Source organism: Streptomyces sp. NBC_01006, from assembly GCF_045162725.1.
Taxonomy (GTDB): domain Bacteria; phylum Actinomycetota; class Actinomycetes; order Streptomycetales; family Streptomycetaceae; genus Streptomyces.
In genome coordinates this window covers 8,066,116-8,082,758 of sequence record NZ_CP108700.1, presented here as the reverse complement: position 1 = coordinate 8,082,758, position 16,643 = coordinate 8,066,116, and the positions used below count along the sequence as shown (strand labels likewise).

Sequence of the window (16,643 nt, the reverse complement as noted above, 5' to 3'; positions counted from 1 at the left end):
TCGGGGTACCGATCGGTCCGCCGGCCGACCGGTGCCCCGGCCCGCGCGGTTCTCGGCCGGCCCGATCGCCGGGTGGGGGCGTCCGGGACACCATGGAGGGAGATCCGTATCTACGGGGACCTCGCCCGGGAGGCGCCGATGGTGCACACCGATGGAGCGGCCGCGGACGTCCTGGTGGCGGGGGCAGGCCCGGTCGGGCTGACGGCGGCCGCCGAGCTGCGGCGGCGCGGGATCGCCTGCCGGATCGTCGACCGGCTCCCGGCGCGGCTGCCGTACGCCAAGGCGGTGGGGATCCAGCCGCGGACCCTGGAGATCTGGGACCGGATGGGTTTCGTCCGGACCGCGCTGGAGGCGGCCGTCCCGATGCGCGGGCAGCTCACGTACGTGGACGGCGTGGAGCAGCCCCGGCTGGACCTGGTGCTGCCGCCCGAGGTCCCGTACCGCTTCGCCGCGCTGCCGCAGTACGAGACGGAGCGGATCATCGAGGAGTTCCTGGAGGGTTTCGGGACGCATATCGAGCGGGGCTGCGAGCTGGTGTCGTTCGTCCAGGACGCCGACGGGGTGACCTGCCGGCTCGCCACTCCCGGCGGGGAGGAGGAGCTCCGCACCCGCTTCCTGATGGGCTGCGACGGCGCGCACAGCATCGTCCGCAAGGGGCTCGGCCTGGCCTTCGAGGGCGGCGCGTTCCCCGAGGAGTACATGCTCGCCGACGTGGAGCTCGACTGGGACCTGCCGTACGCGTACGGGGTGCGGGCCATGCACCACGATGCCCGGGGCGCCGTCGACGACCTGCTGGTGTGCATTCCGCTGCCGGGCGGCCGCCGCTACCGGGTGTCGATGATGGTGCCGCCCGAGCTGTCGACCGCTCCCCCGCAGGGCGGTGACGCGGTGGCGCACGGGCTGGAGGGCGGCCGGGCCCCCGAACTCGGACACATCCAGGCCGTCCTGGACCGGCTGGCCCCACAGCCCACGACGGCGTCGACCATGCGCTGGTCGTCCGTGTTCCGGATCAGCCACCGGCTGGTGGACCGGTACGGGCAGGGCCGGGTCTTCGTGGCCGGGGACGCTGCGCACATCCATCCGCCGACCGGGGCGCAGGGCATGAACACGGGGATCCAGGACGCCTGGAACCTGGCCTGGAAGCTGGCACTGGCCGTGCGGGGCGCCGGCGGTCCGGGGCTGCTCGCGAGTTACGACGCCGAGCGCCGGCCGGTGGGCGAGGAGGTCGTCGGCCGTACCGTGCGGCAGGCCGCCGAGGGCGTCCAGGCCGATCCGGAGGACGCGGACACGCTGATGATGCGCGAGGCCCAACTGCTCGTCGGCTACCGGGGCAGCCCCCTCGTCCGGCCGCCGGGCCCGGAGGACGAGGGCGGGCCCGGGCCGCGGTCCGGCGACCGGGCACCCGACTGCGGCGGGCTCTCCGGGCAGATCGCCGCGTATCCGGTGCGGTTGTACGACCTGCTGCGCGGCCGCGATCACATGCTGCTGCTGTACGGGCCGGGCCCGGCGCTGGACGGCCTCGCCGAGCTCGCCTCCGCGGTACGGGGTTCCGCGACGGGCCGGGTCGGGGTGTGCGCGATCCTCGCCGACGCCGGGGCCGAAGCCGACCGGGGGTCGCCGGTGCCCGTGTACCGGGACGGCCGGGGCGAGTTCGCCCGGATGTACGGGGTGCGCGAGCCGGCGGCGTTCGTGGTCCGGCCGGACGGCTACCTCGGTGCCAGGCTGTGCCCGCCGACCGTCTCGGGGCTGGCCGCCCACTTCTCGGCGGTGTTCGGGTCCGGGAGCTGAGCGGGCCCGGTGAACCCCTTGGCGAGGAGCCGGACGGCCAGGCCCACTTCCCAGGCGAACACCGGGAGGGCGGCGAGCGATCCGGCGACCGAGACCTGCTCGTAGAGGCCGAACAGCACTGCGGTCGCCGAGGCGCAGATCAGCGTGGAGCCGACGAGCCCCAGCACGGCGAGGGGCCGCGGGACGAGCCGTGAGCGGTACATCAGGCCGGCCAGGACGAGGGTGTTCGCGCCGAGGACGAAGTTGGGCCCGAAGAGGAACGTCCAGTCGTGGAACGCCACGAGGGTGTCGGCGGCCGTGACGAGGGAGGCGGCGTCACCGCCCGGCGCTGCCGCGGATTCCCGGCGCAGCGTCACCACCGACAGCACGCTGATGATGCCGACGAGGATGACGGCGGCCTCCAGCAGCCGCCCGCAGACGTAGCCGAGCGCGGCACCCTCGTTCTGCCGCTTGACGACCGGGTACAGGGCGACCCCGGTGCCGATGACGGCCAGCGCGAGGACGAACTCGGACAGTGCCCCGAGGAACACCCGGGTGTCGGCGCCGGGGCCGAGGACGTAGCCGGCGTCGTGCAGGACGGGGCCGTACAGCGCGAGCCCGCAGATCGCGGCGACCTCGGTGACGAGGAACAACACCCCTGTGACGACTGCGGTCTTTCTGGTCGAACCCATGCGGAACCACTCCCTCTTGAGAGGTGTACGGCGTACACCTGAGCCATACGGTAGGTGTACGCCGTACACTCGTCAAGCCGAGAACCGACGACGAAGGAGCCGATCGCCATGACCCGCCGACCGGAGGCCGCACCCCGGACGCCGCTGAGCAGGGACCGGGTGCTGCGCGCCGCCGTCGAACTGGCCGACGGCACCGGGATCGAGGCGCTGAGCATGCGCAGGCTCGCCCAGGAGCTGGGCGTGGTGCCGATGGCGCTCTACAAGCACGTCGCCAACAAGGAACAGCTCCTGGACGGCATGGTGGAGGCCGTCGTGGGCGAGATCGATCCCCCGGCCCGCGGATCCGACTGGCAGGGCGCGGTCCGCCGGCGGATCCTCTCGGCGCGCGCGGCCCTGCTGGGGCACCCGTGGGCGGCCCAGGTGATCCGCTCGCGCACCGGGCCGACCCCGGCCGTGCTCGCGTACCTGGACTCGGTGATCGGCATGTTCCGCGCCGGGGGCTTCTCGGTCGATCTCACCCACCACGTGATGCACGCACTGGGCAGCCGCGTCCTGGGGTTCACCCAGGAGGTGTTCGACGCCGCCCCGGACCCGGATCAGGCGGGGCAGGCGGCCATGCCGCCGGAGGCCGCGGCGGCCTACCCCCATGTCGCGGAGCTGGCCGGGGCCGCGGCCCACGACGGGGAATCGGCCGTGGGCGGCGGCTGCGACGACCAGTTCGAGTTCGAGTTCGCGCTGGACCTGCTCCTGGACGGCTTCGAACGCCTCCGCCTGCAGGGCTGGACGTCAGGCGCCCGGCGAGCCGGGGGTGGCCTGATCGCGTAGGCTCGGCCAATGGCCAAGTACTTCGACGTGCACCCCGAGAACCCCCAGCAGCGCACCATCGGCAGTGTCGCTGACAGCATCCGCTCCGGCGCGCTCGTCGCGTACCCGACGGACTCCTGCTACGCGCTGGGCTGCCAGCTCGGCAACCGTGACGGCCTCGCCCGGATCCGGTCCATCCGCAACCTCGACGACCGTCACCACTTCACCCTGGTGTGCCAGGACTTCTCCCAGCTGGGCCAGTTCGTACAGATCGACAACGACGTGTTCCGCGCGATCAAGGCGTCCACGCCCGGCAGTTACACCTTCATCCTTCCCGCGACGAAGGAAGTCCCGCGCCAGCTGCTGCACCCCAAGAAGAAGACGGTCGGCGTACGCATCCCCGACCACGCGGTGACGCAGGCCCTGCTCGCCGAGCTCGGTGAGCCGCTGCTGTCCAGCACCCTGCTCCTGCCCGACGAGCCGGAGCCGCTGACGCAGGGCTGGGAGATCAAGGAGCGGCTCGACTACCTCGTGGACATCGTGGTCGACTCCGGCGACTGCGGGACCGAGCCGACCACCGTCATCGACTTCTCCGGCGGCGAGGCCGAGATCGTCCGGCGCGGGGCGGGCGACACCACGCGGTTCGAGTGACGCAGCCCCGCCCGTCCGCCGCGTGATGCGGGTCTGCGTCACCCGGCGGGCGGGGGCGGACCGGCCGGCCGGGGCTCGCCTCCGCGGCGGACCAGACCGTACGCCCAGCGCTCGTTCAGACCGGCGAGGAAGCCGACGCCGCCCCAGAAGAACCAGGCCTTGATCAGGGCCTGGTGCCCGGCCATGGACAGCGGCACCGCTCCGCACATGTCCTCGGGGGCGGCCGGCGGGGCGAGCAGGGTGAGGATGCCACCGTTGATGAGCAGGAAGAGCGAGCTGGCCAGGAACCAGCCGACCACCACCCGGTACCAGCCCTCCTGACGCATCATGCGGGCGAGCTGCACCGGGTCCGCGGGGATGTCGGCGGGCGCGGAGCGGCCGGGAGCCGGCTGGATCAGCTGGTAGGCGTCGCGCAGCCGGATGATCACGCTGAAGACCGCGCCCATCGCCCCGCCCGCGAAGCAGACCAGGGAGTCCATCAGGATCAGCTCTTCGGGGCAGCCGATGGCGCTGTCGAACAGGGGCGGCACGAACCGGCCCGCGAACAGGGCCAGTACGAGCACCACCGGGCTGAGGACGATGCCGAAGGCGAGGCCCGTGTTGAGCCCGCGCCCACCGGCGAGCGCGGCATCGGCCGCGAGCCGCTGGGAGGCGGCGTCGGCCTCGGCCTTGAGCCGGTCGCTTCCGGTCCCGGCTCCGGCTCCCGGCGGGCGCCCGGCGGGGCCGGCCGCGCTCTCGCGGATGCCCGCGCGTACGGCCGCCTCCAGGGCACGGCCCACGGCCTCACCCGTGCGCTGCTCGAACGCACGCTGCGCGGCGGCGTGGAGCCGTTCGACCCGGGCCAGCTGCAGCGGCTCCGCGTCCCGCAGCCGCTGGAGGCCGGGAGCTTCCTCGGCGAGGCCCAGGGCCTCGGCCATCGTCCGCGGCTCGACCGGGCCGACGGCGCCGAACAACCAGGCTCCGACCGCGCCGGTCCGCCCCGTAGGCCGTTCGCTCATCCGCATCCCCCTTGATCCCAGGGGAAGTTGTACCGGCACACCGGCCCCGGCGGAACCCCCGGCCCGTGGCCTCGCACGGGCCGGTGCCCGCCGGGGGGCGTGCGTACAGCGGGATCAGCAGGTCAGTAGGTCAGTAGGTCAGCAGCCGAAGTTGACGCGCCGGAACGAGGCGTAGTGGTCGGAGGTGTAGTAGTCCTCTTCCCACTGCTGTCCGGTGATGATCCGGCGCGCCCCGCGGGTCGGGGAGCCGGGGGTGATGACGGTGTACTCGTGGTAGTAGCCGCTGCCGTGGATCGGCAGCAGCCGCTCGCGGTTCTGGAAGACGACGCCGTCCTGGGAGTACGGGAACGGGCCACCCTGGTCGATGAGGTCGAGGGTGTCATGCGCCTGCGAAGGCAGCGCCGAGTAGCAGATGCTGCCGACCGATGCCGCGGCGGCCGCAGCGGCGGAGACGGGGGCGGATGCGGGAGCGGGGGTCGCCGAGGCGGCCGGTCCGGTGAGGAGTGCGGCGGCGACCGCCGCGGCGCCGACGAGGGTCACGAAGCGTGGGGGGATTCTCATGCGGCCCATGATGACGCGCGTAGAGCGGCGGTCGTCAACGCCAACTGCACTGAGTTTCCTGCCTGTTCACCGGCCATGGTCGGCGCGTGGCACGAACGTCGGCGCGACGTAAGGCGGACGCAACCTGAGGGCCGCGCGGCGCCGATGGCAGGATGATCGGCAGTCGACCGAGAGAGGTGCCGCACCATGGCCGTCGTCCACCGGACCACGATGACCCCGGGCAAGCTGGAGCTGCTCGCTTCCTGGCTTCCCACTCGGCCCTGGTACCAGGGCCCCGGCGCGGGGGGCGCCCCGCAGCCGGCCAGGGCCGGGGGGTTCCGGCTCGACGACCCGCAGGGCGAGGTCGGGATCGAGTTCATGGCGGTCTCCGACGGTGCGGTAGACCGGCCGATCACGTACCACGTGCCCCTCACGTACCGCGGGGCACCGCTCGACGGGGCCGAGCACGCCCTCATCGGCACCTCCGAGCACGGGGTGCTGGGTCGCCGCTGGATCTACGACGGGACCCACGACCCCGTCCTGGTCGAGCGGTTGTACGCGCTCGTACGCGGCGAGGCGGAGCCGCAGGCGCAGAGCGAGAGCGACAAGCCCGACCCGTCCGTCACGGGCTGGTACGCGCGGACCGGCCGCCCGGGCCCGGTCGCGGTCCTCGGCGTGTCCGACGGGCCGGACACGACCGACGTGCTCGTGCAGACCCCGGACGGGAAGCTGACGCTCGGCGTGCAGCGCGTCCTGCGGCCCGCACCGGCTCAGGACGACTCCGGCGAGCAGCGGCCGCTGGGGCACGTCACCGCGGAGTGGACGCTGCCGGACGACACGAAGGCGCGCGGCCGGTACGCCGTCGTCCGCGCGTAGACCGGGCGTAGGCAGGGCGGGCGCGGGCCGGGCGGCGGCGCGCGGGCGGCGCGGACCGGGAGCTGCGCGCATCATGGGAGGTGGGGAAGGCTCCTTTCGCCCGGCAAAGGAGGGCGCGGATGAGTGCCCAGCGCTACGAGCTGGTGTTTTCCGAGGACGCGGACACGAGCGAGGACGTCGTCGTGGTGAGCGCCACCGGCCAGGCCGGGCCGGGCGGCCACCCGGTCTACGCGGACGCGTCCGGCATCGTCCGCGCGGAGATCAGCGACCAGGAAGAGGTGCGCATCCTGGCCTCCGGCGGCGGCCAGGACCCGGCCCGCGTGGTCCGGATCCGGCCGCTGCCCTGAGCGCGGCCCGAACGCGCCCGACACCCACCCTGAACGCACCGTTGCTCCGTCCGAGTTCTCTTGCGTGCCCGTTCGGTCGCACTGCCCGAGCGCATGATCATCATTTAGCCGCGCAATCGTTTTGATGCTCCCAACGGGCCGTGGGCGAGCTGGGAAGGCTGCGTGGCGATGTCATCGACGCACCGTGCACAAAGGGAACGACGGGTACGACGGGCCCGGGGGGCACCGGGGACCAGGACGTGGAGCGTGGTGGCCGCCGTGACCGGCGCCGCCCTCGTCGTCGCCGCGGCACCGGGCCGGGTTCCCGAGCAGGACGCCGCCGGGCGGCCGGCCGGCGGCCCGGACGCCGCCGTGACCCTGCTCGTGGGCCGGGCCCTGGACCAGGGGGACGGCGGGATCGCCGCGCGGTGCGCGCTGGAGGCGTTCCGGGACGGTTTGTGCACCGGCTGGCGGCAGCAGCGGGTACGGGCCACCTCCCGGGGAGCCGGTTCGGTCCTGCGCGGGCCGGCGTCCCGCGAGGCCGGCGGGGCGGATCGTACGGTCGTCCTCCCCACGAACTCCGGCGGTCCGCTGGAGATCGCGCTCGCCGAGGCGGGGCGGCTCACCGATGTCACGGTGCACGACGGGCACAGGCGCTACGTGGGCGGCGAACTCGCCCCCAGGAGCCGCCACTGGACCAACACCGAGCCGCTGCGGGCCGGCGAGCTCTACACCGTCCAGGTCGGCGCCCAGGACGCGGCGGGGACTCCGGTCGGCGTCACCATGGCGTTCCGGACCGCGCCGCCCCCGGACGAGGGCCGGCTCACGGTGGAGTTCGGGCCGCGCCCCGGCACGTACGGCGCGGGGCAGATCGTGACGGCCGCCCTGAGCCGGCCGGTTCCCGCCGCCGACCGGACGGCCCGGGCCCGGGTGGAACGGGCGCTCCAGGTCACCTCGGAGCCGGCCGTCGAGGGCGGCTGGCACTGGGTGGACGATTCGACGCTCCACTACCGGCCGCGTACGTACTGGCCGGCGCACGCCGAGGTGCACGTGACGAGCGGTCTCGACGGGGTCGAGGTGGGCGACCACGACTACGGCGGCCCCTCCGACTCCACGGCGTTCACCATCGGGGACCGGATCGAGGCGGTCACCGATGCCGAGGCGCACGAGATGACCGTACGCCGTAACGGCAAGGTCATCCGGACGATCCCGGTCACCACCGGGAAGGCGGGATTCCGGACCCGCAGCGGCATCAAGGTCGTGCTGCGCAAGGAGTACCAGGTCAGGATGCGCGGGGACTCCGTCGGCATCAAGCGCGGCACGAGCGAGTTCTACGACCTGCCGGTCTTCTACGCGACACGGGTGACGTGGAGCGGCGAGTACGTGCACGCCGCGCCCTGGTCGGTCGCGTCGCAGGGCGAGGAGAACGTGAGCCACGGCTGTACGGGCATGAGCACGGCGGAGGCCGCCTGGTTCTTCCAGACCGTGCGGGAGGGGGACATCGTGCACGTGGTGAACAGCGAAGGGGAGCCGATGGCTCCGTTCGAGAACGGCTTCGGGGACTGGAACCTGGACTGGCGGGCCTGGCAGGCCGGCAGTGCCCTCGCCTCCTCCGACGCCCCCGCCTCGGCGACCGCCCTCCCCGCAATGTCCCACCACACCGCGACCCGGCTGCGCCCCCTGACGTGAGCGACGCGCGACGCGCCCGAGCGCCGTACCCGGCGGATCCGCCGGGTACGGCGCTCGGGGGGGGGTACGGCGCTCGGGCGGATACGGCACCCAGGCCGTCAGGGGCTATTTGGGCGTGGGGCAGACCTGCCAGGCGAGGTGGTAGAGCGTGCTCACGCTCGCGTCCGTGGAGTCCATGGCCATGAAGCTCGTGGCGGTCTGCGGATTGGACGTGCCCGCATTCACGCGCAGCTCCGTATTGATGTTGAAGTTTCGTTTCTCTCCGCACGGAGCCCAGACCAGATCCGCGTACTCGGTCTTGTCGCTCGCCTGCCAGTTGTCGTTGTGCGGCCCGTTGAACTGATGGGTGCGCTGAGTCGTCTGCGGCATTCCCTGGAAGTAGTAGTTCGCCCGCTCCTGACCCCACGCACCGGGCTGGAGGAATGCGAATCCGCGATAATCCGCCTGGACGATCGCATAGGTGAATCCCGAAGGAACGTGGACGCGGAGATTGAGCTGGCAGTTCTTGCGGAATGCCGTGGGCGGCGCGCCGGGCCCCACCTGCGCGAGATACTCACTGTACGTGACCGTGAAGGCGGTGTTGTCGGGCGCGACGGCCACCTCGGCGGTGCCCTCGCGGCAGCCGGATCCGTTCACGGTGGCGAGTTCGATCACGATCTTGTCGGGCGGAGCGGTGATCTGCGGGGTGTGGCCGGCGGCCCCGGCGGAGGTCGCCGCCGTGGCGATCAGCACGGCCGCCGCGCCACCGGTGAGCAGGGTACGAGACAGGGAATGAGACATCATTGTCACTCCTGATCATCGATCGGTGTTTCCTGCGCTCGCGCCGCGTCAGGCCGCCGCCGGGCATTCCTTCCACTCGAAGTGGTAGACCGTGCTCACGCTGCCGTCCGTCGAGTCCATGCTCATGAAGCTCAGGGCCTGCGGGTTCGATGTCCCCGCGTAGACCCGCAGTTCGCTGTTGACGTTGAGGTTGCGCTCCTCGCCGCAGGGCGCGAAGACCAGGTCCTGGTACTCGGTCCGGTCGTTCGCCTGCCAGTTGTCGGAGTACGGGCCGCCGAACTGGTGGGTCGTACGGGCCGTCTGCGGCATGCCCTGGAAGTAGTAGTTCGCGCGCTGCTGGCCGTAGGCCCCGCGCTGGAGGTGGGCGAAGCCTCGGTAGTCGGCGCTGGCGATGGCGTACGTGAACCCCTGCGGTACGTGGATCTGGAGGGCCAGCTGGCAGTTCTTGCGGAACTCGGTGCCGCCGGAGCCCGCGCCGGCCTGGGCCAGGTAGTTGCTGTACGTGACGCTGAACGAGGTGTTGTCGGAGGCCGCGGTGACACCCGCGGTCCCCTGCGGGCATCCCGATCCGTTGACGCCGACCACCTCGACGGTGATTCTGCCGGGCGGCGTGTCCACGGTATCGGCCTGCGCGGGAACGGTCAGGGCGGATAACGCCGCGACCGCCGCGCCGACGGTGAATCTGCGGAGCAACATCGTCGTTTCTCCATTCATGGGTCCGGCACAACCGGAACCGGAACCGGCTCGCATTTCGGCATGCACATGCCACCACAGCGGATGCGCCCTGGGAAGGACGCGAAACGGCCAATACCTCGGTTCCGCACGGCCCTGGCCGAATAAGCACAGGGAGGGCGTGCGCGTCAAGGCGCGAGGCGGCGGGAGGGCGGCCGCGATAGGCTCGTACGGGGCGCAGGAGAGGGATGATGCGGATGTGTCGCTGGCTCGCCTACTCCGGTTCGCCGATGCTGCTCGACGCGGTTCTCTACCAGCCGGAACACTCGCTGATCGATCAGAGCCTCCACGCCCGGATGGGCGTCGAGTCGACGAACGGCGACGGTTTCGGGATCGGCTGGTACAGCGCCGACGGTGGCGGCACTCCGGCGATCTTCCGGGACATCGGACCGGCCTGGAACAACCGCAACCTGCGGGAACTGGCCGCGCACGTCCGCTCGACCCTGTTCTTCGCCCATGTCCGCGCCTCCACCGGCTCGGCCATTCAGCAGACGAACTGCCACCCGTTCCGGCACGGCCGCTGGCTGTGGATGCACAACGGCGCCATCACCGACTTCCACCGCCTCCAGCGCGATCTGTGCATGGCGGTCGACCCCGCGCTGTTCCCCTGCATCGAGGGCTCCACCGATTCCGAGGTGATGTTCTACCTGGCCGTCACCTACGGCCTCGACCAGGACCCCCCTGGCGCGGTCGCCCGGATGACGGGCCTCGTGGAGCGCGTCGGCAAGGAGCACGGCGTCGCCGACCCGATGCAGATGACGATCGCGGTCAGCGACGGCGAGCGCGTCTGGGCCTTCCGCTATTCCAGCGCGGGCACGTCGCGTTCGCTGTTCTACAGCGGCAGGGCCGAAACGGTGCGGCAGCTCTACCCGGAGCTGCCGTTCCTACGGGACGTCTCGGACGCGACGCGGCTGGTGGTCTCCGAACCGCTCGGCAACCTCCCGGGGGTGTGGAACGAGCTCCCCGAGGCCAGCTACGCGGTCCTCCCCTCCGCGGCCACGGAGGACTATCTCCCCTTCATCCCCGAGCTCCCCTGAGCCCACGGACCGCACCGCGCAGGGTCCCGGCGTCAGCAGATGCGGGGCAGCTGTTCTCCGATCGGCAGGTCGACCACGCGGGTGCCGCCGAGGCCGGTGCGCGCCACCACCAGGCCGGGGTGGGCCTCGACCGCCTCGCCGATCACCGTGGCGTTGCGGCCCAGCGTGTGCGCGCGCATCGCGTCGAGGACGGCCTCGGCGTGCTCTCGGGGTACGAACGCGACCAGCTTGCCCTCGTTGGCCACGTAGAACGGGTCGAGGCCGAGGATCGCGCAGGCGTTGCCGACGGCCTCCGGGACCGGCACCCGGCCCTCGTGGATGACGACCCCGGTGCGCGAGGCGGCCGCGATCTCGTTCAGGGCGGCTGCCAGCCCGCCGCGCGTGGGGTCGCGCAGGACGTGCAGGTCGGGGGTGACCGCGAGCATGGCCTGGACGAGCCCGCCCAGCGGCGCGCAGTCGCTCTTGACGTCCACCCCGAATTCGAGGCCTTCGCGGACGCTCATGATGGCCACGCCGTGCAGGCCGATCTCCCCGCTGACGATGACGACATCGCCCGGTACGACGCGCTGCGGGCGCAGGTCCACCCCTTCGGGGATGAGCCCGATGCCGGCGGTGTTGAGGTAGATGCCGTCGCCGTGGCCGGCCTCCACGACCTTGGTGTCGCCGGTGGCCACCTCGACGCCCGCGGCCCGCGCGGCCGCGCCGAGGTCCTCGGAGACCCGGGCCACCACGGAGATCTCGACGCCCTCTTCGAGGATGAACCCGCACGAGAGGTAGGCGGCGCGGGCCCCGCTCATGGCCAGGTCGTTGACCGTGCCGTTGACGGCGAGGTCGCCGATGCTGCCGCCGGGGAAGAAGAGCGGCCGCACCACGTACGAATCGGTCGAGAAGGCGAGGCGGGCCCCGCCCAGGGTGACCGCGGCGGAGTCACCGAGCCGGGCGAGCACCTCGCCGCCGAAGGCGGGTGCGAAGACGTGCTCGACGAGCTCGGCGGAGAGCGCTCCGCCGCCTCCGTGGCCCATCACCACGCGGGGCCGGTCCCGCAGCGGGGCCGGACACGTCCAGCCCGTGACGTCGAGTACGGCTTCGGACAGGGCTTCAGACAACGGGGCTCGCCTCCAGCGGTGCGGTCCGGGCGGCCGGCGCGAGGTCGAGGCGCCGGTAGAGGTAGTACGCGGCGCACGCGCCCTCGCTGGAGACCATCGTGGCGCCGAGCGGGGTGCGCGGGGTGCAGGTGGTGCCGAACGCCTCGCACTCGTGCGGCTTGATCAGGCCCTGGAGGACCTCTCCGCTGCGGCACTCGGCCGGTTCCTGCGTGGCGATGCCGGTCACCGAGAAGCGGTGCTCGGCGTCGTAGTCGCGGTAGCGGGCGGACAGCCGCCAGCCGCTGTGGGGGATGACGCCGATGCCGCGCCAGGCGCGGTCGGTGACCTCGAAGACGTCCTCCAGCATGGCGAGGGCGGCCGGGTTCCCCTCCGGGCGCACGGCGCGCGCGTAGGCGTTGTCGACGGTGTGCTCGCCCCGCTCCAGCTGCCGTACCGCCCGGCGTACGCCTTCGAGGATGTCCAGCGGCTCGAATCCGGTGACCACGATGGGGACCCGGTGGCGCGCGGCCAGCTCCGGGTACTCCCCCATGCCCATCACACTGCACACGTGCCCGGCGGCGAGGAAGCCCTGGACCCGGCAGCTCGGCGAGGTCATGATCGCCTCGATGGCCGGGGGCACCCGGACGTGGGAGACGAGCAGGCTGAAGTTGGGGATGCCGAGCTTCTTCGCCTGATAGACCGTCATGGCGTTGGGGGGCGCCGTGGTTTCGAAGCCGATGCCGAAGAACACCACCTCGCGCGTGGGGTTCTGCTGCGCGATCCGCAGGGCGTCGAGCGGGGAGTACACCACCCGTACGTCGCCGCCCTCGCTGCGCACCTGGAACAGGTCGCGGCCGGATCCGGGCACGCGGAGCATGTCTCCGAACGAGCAGAAGATGACCTCGGGGCGGGAGGCGATCTCCAGCGCCTTGTCGATGACCTCCAGCGGGGTCACGCACACCGGACAGCCCGGTCCGTGAATCAACTCCACCTGTTCGGGCAGTAGTTGGTCGATACCGTGCCGGATGATCGTGTGGGTCTGGCCGCCGCAGACCTCCATCAGCGCCCAGGGCCGGGTGACGGTGGAGTGGATGTCGTCGAGCAGGCGGCGCGCCAGCTCGGGGTCCTGGAATTCCTCTAGGTACTTCACTGCTGCGCCTCCTGCTCCGCGATGTCTTCCGTGAACGGCCAGTCCGCCGCGCCCGACTCGGCCGCCGCCCGCTCCCAGGGGTCGCCGAACTCCTCCTGGAGCATGCCGAGTTGCGCGAAGAGTTCGAGGGTCTGCCGGGCCGACTCCTCGTCGAGGCGCTGCAGCGCGAAGCCGACGTGGACGATGGCGTACTCGCCGACCTGGAGGTCCGGCAGGTATTCCAGGCACACCTCCTTGACCACCCCGCCGAAATCGACGGTCGCCATGCGGGTGCCGTCCTTCTCCCCGATGTCAAGCACTCTGCCGGGTACCGCCAGGCACATGGCCCTCTCCTTGCTGTGGGTGTTGCGGGGCGCGGGCCGCCACCATGAGCTGGCCGAGGGCCAGCCCCCCGTCGTTCGGCGGGACGCGGTGGTGGCGCAGGACGGTGAAACCGCGCTCGCGCAGGAGGCGGGCGCAGGCGCAGGAGAGCACGGTGTTGGCGAAGACCCCGCCGGTCAGGGCGACGGTGTCGAGCCCGTGCCGCTCGCGCGCGAGGACGGCCAGCGTGCCGACGAGTTCGGCGACGGCCGCGTGGAAGCGGGCGGCGATCAGCGCCTTGGGCGTGCCCGCCCGTACGTCGGCCACGACTGCCGCCAGTACGGGGGCGGGGTCGGCCGTGACCGGTCCCTCGCCTCCCTGTTCTCCCGGGTGCAGCGCGAAGGCGTACCCGCCGTCCGCCTGCGTCCCGGAGGACCCCGCGAGCGCCGCGCCCTCCAGCTCGATGGCGGCCTGGGCCTCGTACCCGGCGTGGTGGCAGACGCCCGCCAGGGAGGAGACGGCGTCGAAGAGGCGGCCCATGCTGGACGTCGGCACGCAGTGCAGGTTCCGCTCCAACTGGCGTCGGAGCAGCCGTAGTTCCTCGGGCGGGCAGGCCGCCGTGCAGGGCAGGTCCGGGTCCCAGCCGAGCCCGGCGGCGCGCAGATGGGACAGGGCCATGCGGTACGGCCGATGCACGGCGGCGTCGCCGCCCGGCAGCGGGACGTAGGCGAGGTGCGCGAACCGGGTGTAGCCGGCGTAGTCCGCCAGCAGCACCTCCCCGCCCCACACCGCCCCGTCGTCGCCGTATCCGGTGCCGTCGAACGCGATGCCGATCACCTTGCGGGTGCCGTCCCAGCCGTGTTCGGCCATCGCGGACGCGATGTGCGCGTGGTGGTGCTGGACTCCGAGGACCGGGCGGGCGCCGGCCCGGCCGCGGACCAGCCGGCCCGAGCGGTAGCCGGGGTGCCGGTCCACGGCGAGCAGCCCGGGCGCGACGCCGGTGATGGACTCCAGCTGCTGCTCGGCGCGCTCGAAGGCGTACTGCGTGGCCAGGTCGTCCATGTCGCCGATGTGCGCCGAAAGCCAGGCCTTGCGGCCCTCGCCGAGGCAGAAGGCGTTCTTGAGGTCGCCCCCGGCGGCGAGCGTGGCGGGGACGGACAGCGGCAGCGTGAGGGGCAGGGGGGCGTGGCCGCGGGAGCGGCGCAGGGTCAGTGCCTCGCCGTCGCAGACGCGCACCACGGAGTCGTCGCAGGGGACGTGGATGGGCCGGTCGTGGGTGAGCCAGGCGTCGGCGAGCCGGGCGAGCCGGTCCAGGGCCTCGGTGTCGTCGGTGACGATGGGCTCGCCCGACAGGTTGCCGCTGGTCATGACGAGGAGCCGGGGACCGGGCGGGTCACCGCGGAGCCCGAGCAGCAGATGGTGCACGGGGGTGTACGGGAGCATCACGCCCAGGTCGGGGCTGCCCGGGGCGACGGCGTCGGCGACGAGCCCCTGCGCGTCGGCTCCGGGGCTGCGGCGCAGCAGGACGATGGGCCGGACGGGCCCGGTGAGCAGGTCCCGTTCGGCCGGGCCGAGGTGGACGAGGTGCTCGATGTCGGCGGGTTCGCGGGCCATCAGGGCGAACGGCTTGTCCCCGCGGGCCTTGCGGCGCCGCAGCTCGGCGACGGCTCCGGCGTGCGCGGCGTCGCAGGCGAGGTGGTAGCCGCCGAGGCCCTTGACCGCGAGGACCGCCCCGTCGGCCAGCAGCCGGCGGGCCTCGGCCACGGGGTCGGCGCCGTGGGCCTCGCGCGGCGGGGATCCGGCGAGGAGGCGCAGCCGGGGTCCGCAGGCGGGGCAGGCCACCGGCTGGGCGTGGAAGCGCCGGTCGGCGGGGTCGGCGTACTCGCGGGCGCAGTCGGGGCACATCGGGAAGCGGGCCATGGTGGTGTGCGCCCGGTCGTACGGCAGTCCCGTGACGATGGTGAAGCGGGGTCCGCAGTGCGTGCAGGTGATGAAGGGGTGCCGGTGGCGCCGGTCGGCCGGATCGGCCAGCTCCGCGAGGCAGTCCGCGCACGTGGCCACGTCCGGGGAGACGAGGGTGCGGGCGGGGCCGCCGGAGCGGGAGGCGACGATGGTGAACCCCGCGCCGCCCGATACGGGGACCTCGTGGTGGTCCACGGCGTCGACGACCGCCAGCGGCGGGGCCTCGGCGGCGAGCCGCTCGCAGAAGGCCGCTACGGCCGCCGGGGCGCCCTCGACCTCCGCGACGACCCCCTCGGGTGTGTTGGTGACGTGCCCGGCCAGGCCGAGCCCGGTCGCGCGGGTGTACACGTACGGCCGGAAGCCGACGCCCTGCACCACTCCGCGCACGACGACCCGGCGGCGCTGTACGGCTTCCATCAGCGGGTCGGCACCACGCCGGAGTGCGGATGCGTGCGCCGCGAGCCGGGGCCGTGGTCGTGACCCGGGCCGCGCCCGGGGCCGTGCTCGTGGGCATGGCCGGGACCGTGCTCGTGGCCCTCTCCGTGGTGATGGTGGTGTGCGGGGGGCTGATGGGCCATGACCGGGGCGTGCACCGCGCCGCCGGCGCCGACCGCCAGCGCCCGGTCGAGCAGGATGCCCGCGCCCTCGCCGCCGCGGGCCGAGGTCAGCACCACCTCCACCCCGGGGTTGACCTGCTGGACGTGCGCGCGGAAGGCGGGCTCGTCGAACTCCACGGCCTGCGCGATGTCCGTCTTCGTCACCACGACGAGCTGGGCCAGCCCGAAGGCCGTCGGGTACTTGAGCGGTTTGTCCTCGCCCTCCGTCACCGAGGCCAGCACGACGCGCAGCGACTCGCCGAGGTCGTACGAGGCGGGGCAGACGAGGTTCCCGACGTTCTCCACGAACAGCAGCCGGGTGTCCTCGGGCAGCCAGCCGTCGAGGTGCCGTCCCAGCATGGCGGCTTCGAGGTGGCAGAGCCCGTCGGTGAGCACCTGCTTGACGGGAACGCCCGAACGGGCCAGCCGCAGGGCGTCGTTCTCGGTGGCGAGGTCGGCGGTGAGGGCGGCGACCGGCACGCCGCGCTCGCGCGCCAGGCCGAGTTCACGCTCCAGCAGGGCGGTCTTCCCGCTGCCCGGGCTGGAGAGCAGGTTGACCACCGTGGTGCCGCGGGCGGTGAGTTCGGCGCGCAGGGTGTGCGCGGCCGAGTCGTTCTTGGCGAGGACCGCCTGCTTCAGGTCGACCACACGGCACATG

17 protein-coding genes are annotated in these 16,643 nt (G+C 72.8%); 7 read left to right on the top strand and 10 right to left on the bottom strand.

Annotated elements, in window-relative coordinates; translation table 11 throughout:
• The first annotated feature begins 138 nt into the window (after window positions 1-138).
• Window positions 139-1,788: an FAD-dependent monooxygenase gene (locus OG509_RS36705; RefSeq protein WP_406186891.1), complete on the top strand. Its 1,650-nt coding sequence runs from the start codon at window positions 139-141 to the stop codon at window positions 1,786-1,788.
• On the opposite strand, the gene OG509_RS36700 is transcribed toward OG509_RS36705, so the two are convergent.
• Entirely contained in the window at window positions 1,707-2,459 is a 753-nt protein-coding gene (locus tag OG509_RS36700) for a DUF4386 domain-containing protein (protein WP_406186890.1), read from the bottom strand. The genes OG509_RS36705 and OG509_RS36700 overlap by 82 nt on opposite strands.
• 108 nt (window positions 2,460-2,567) lie before the next feature.
• Here OG509_RS36700 and OG509_RS36695 point away from each other — a divergent pair, with 108 nt between their 5' ends.
• The gene (locus OG509_RS36695; RefSeq protein ID WP_406186889.1) at window positions 2,568-3,284 is read left to right on the top strand and encodes a TetR/AcrR family transcriptional regulator C-terminal domain-containing protein; all 717 of its coding nucleotides are present in this window, start codon (window positions 2,568-2,570) and stop codon (window positions 3,282-3,284) included.
• A gap of 9 nt (window positions 3,285-3,293) precedes the next feature.
• Complete coding sequence (locus OG509_RS36690; RefSeq protein ID WP_030155597.1) at window positions 3,294-3,914, top strand: L-threonylcarbamoyladenylate synthase; 621 nt, start codon at window positions 3,294-3,296, stop codon at window positions 3,912-3,914.
• A 38-nt stretch (window positions 3,915-3,952) separates the two neighbouring features.
• Here the strand turns inward: OG509_RS36690 and OG509_RS36685 are convergent, their stop codons facing one another.
• The gene (locus OG509_RS36685; RefSeq protein ID WP_406186888.1) at window positions 3,953-4,912 is read right to left on the bottom strand and encodes a hypothetical protein; all 960 of its coding nucleotides are present in this window, start codon (window positions 4,910-4,912) and stop codon (window positions 3,953-3,955) included.
• Window positions 4,913-5,050: 138 nt separating this feature from the next.
• On the bottom strand, window positions 5,051-5,473 hold the full coding sequence (locus tag OG509_RS36680) for a ribonuclease domain-containing protein (protein WP_406186886.1): 423 nt from the start codon (window positions 5,471-5,473) through the stop codon (window positions 5,051-5,053).
• Between the two features lie 186 nt (window positions 5,474-5,659).
• Here OG509_RS36680 and OG509_RS36675 point away from each other — a divergent pair, with 186 nt between their 5' ends.
• The 3 genes from OG509_RS36675 to OG509_RS36665 all read left to right on the top strand — a co-directional run bounded on the left by OG509_RS36675 (window position 5,660) and on the right by OG509_RS36665 (window position 8,343).
• Window positions 5,660-6,328: a maltokinase N-terminal cap-like domain-containing protein gene (locus OG509_RS36675; RefSeq protein ID WP_406186885.1), complete on the top strand. Its 669-nt coding sequence runs from the start codon at window positions 5,660-5,662 to the stop codon at window positions 6,326-6,328.
• A gap of 119 nt (window positions 6,329-6,447) precedes the next feature.
• A complete protein-coding gene (locus tag OG509_RS36670) occupies window positions 6,448-6,675 on the top strand; it encodes a DUF6296 family protein (RefSeq protein WP_385575028.1) in 228 nt (75 codons plus the stop codon).
• A 246-nt stretch (window positions 6,676-6,921) separates the two neighbouring features.
• Window positions 6,922-8,343, top strand: a complete 1,422-nt coding sequence (locus tag OG509_RS36665; protein ID WP_406186884.1) for an Ig-like domain-containing protein — start codon at window positions 6,922-6,924, stop codon at window positions 8,341-8,343.
• A 105-nt stretch (window positions 8,344-8,448) separates the two neighbouring features.
• Here the strand turns inward: OG509_RS36665 and OG509_RS36660 are convergent, their stop codons facing one another.
• Together OG509_RS36660 and OG509_RS36655 are read right to left on the bottom strand one after the other, a co-directional pair.
• Window positions 8,449-9,111, bottom strand: coding sequence for a DUF4360 domain-containing protein (locus tag OG509_RS36660; protein WP_406187805.1), 663 nt, complete (start codon window positions 9,109-9,111; stop codon window positions 8,449-8,451).
• Between the two features lie 60 nt (window positions 9,112-9,171).
• The gene (locus tag OG509_RS36655; protein WP_406186883.1) at window positions 9,172-9,819 is read right to left on the bottom strand and encodes a DUF4360 domain-containing protein; all 648 of its coding nucleotides are present in this window, start codon (window positions 9,817-9,819) and stop codon (window positions 9,172-9,174) included.
• Window positions 9,820-10,052: 233 nt separating this feature from the next.
• Between OG509_RS36655 and OG509_RS36650 the strand changes: the two genes are divergently transcribed.
• The gene (locus tag OG509_RS36650) at window positions 10,053-10,892 is read left to right on the top strand and encodes a class II glutamine amidotransferase (protein ID WP_406187803.1); all 840 of its coding nucleotides are present in this window, start codon (window positions 10,053-10,055) and stop codon (window positions 10,890-10,892) included.
• A 32-nt stretch (window positions 10,893-10,924) separates the two neighbouring features.
• Here OG509_RS36650 and hypE read toward each other — a convergent pair whose 3' ends face one another.
• From hypE to hypB, 5 genes are all read right to left on the bottom strand, one after another.
• The gene (gene hypE / locus OG509_RS36645) at window positions 10,925-11,914 is read right to left on the bottom strand and encodes a hydrogenase expression/formation protein HypE (RefSeq protein ID WP_406187801.1); all 990 of its coding nucleotides are present in this window, start codon (window positions 11,912-11,914) and stop codon (window positions 10,925-10,927) included.
• Between the two features lie 76 nt (window positions 11,915-11,990).
• Window positions 11,991-13,127 (bottom strand): hydrogenase formation protein HypD, encoded by a 1,137-nt coding sequence (hypD, locus tag OG509_RS36640; RefSeq protein WP_385575040.1) that lies wholly within the window; start codon window positions 13,125-13,127, stop codon window positions 11,991-11,993.
• A complete protein-coding gene (locus OG509_RS36635; protein WP_406186882.1) occupies window positions 13,124-13,450 on the bottom strand; it encodes a HypC/HybG/HupF family hydrogenase formation chaperone in 327 nt (108 codons plus the stop codon). The genes hypD and OG509_RS36635 overlap by 4 nt, the downstream gene beginning before the upstream one ends.
• A complete protein-coding gene (gene hypF, locus OG509_RS36630; RefSeq protein ID WP_406186880.1) occupies window positions 13,419-15,806 on the bottom strand; it encodes a carbamoyltransferase HypF in 2,388 nt (795 codons plus the stop codon). Before hypF ends, OG509_RS36635 begins: the two co-directional genes overlap by 32 nt.
• Window positions 15,806-16,642: a hydrogenase nickel incorporation protein HypB gene (gene hypB / locus OG509_RS36625; protein WP_406186879.1), complete on the bottom strand. Its 837-nt coding sequence runs from the start codon at window positions 16,640-16,642 to the stop codon at window positions 15,806-15,808. The genes hypF and hypB overlap by 1 nt, the downstream gene beginning before the upstream one ends.
• Window position 16,643 lies beyond the last annotated feature (1 nt).